At 69.8% G+C, this 262-nt stretch carries 1 pseudogene; it reads right to left on the bottom strand.

Annotated elements, in window-relative coordinates:
• Positions 1 to 205, bottom strand: a pseudogene (locus tag RMT89_RS43790) (peptidase M61); the annotation flags it as partial.
• Between the last annotated feature and the right edge of the window lie 57 nt (positions 206 to 262).

Here is a 262-nt window from a genome sequence, read left to right as displayed (position 1 = left end):
CCGCCTGCCCGTGCTGCGTGGCACGCAAGCGCAGCAGGTGTTTGGAAAACTCACGCACCAGGTAGCTGCCCGGAATCCACACCGGCAGGCTCAGCCGCTGCAGCGCCGCCGGCTGCGCGATGGTGAGCGTGACGCGAAACAGCCGCGCGTGCACATCGGCCGCCACCACGCAGTAGTGCACGCTGGCCGGTGCGGGCGCGCTCATGGCTGGGCTTCGGCCAGGCGCTTTTCGATCTCTGCCGCGCCAATGGCACCGGGCACA

Origin of the sequence: Streptomyces sp. P17, assembly GCF_032436805.1 — a bacterium.
Classification (GTDB): Bacteria; Actinomycetota; Actinomycetes; order Streptomycetales; family Streptomycetaceae; genus Streptomyces.
Note: the sequence above shows the minus strand (reverse complement) of the source record. Positions and strands in the feature narration are given on the sequence as shown.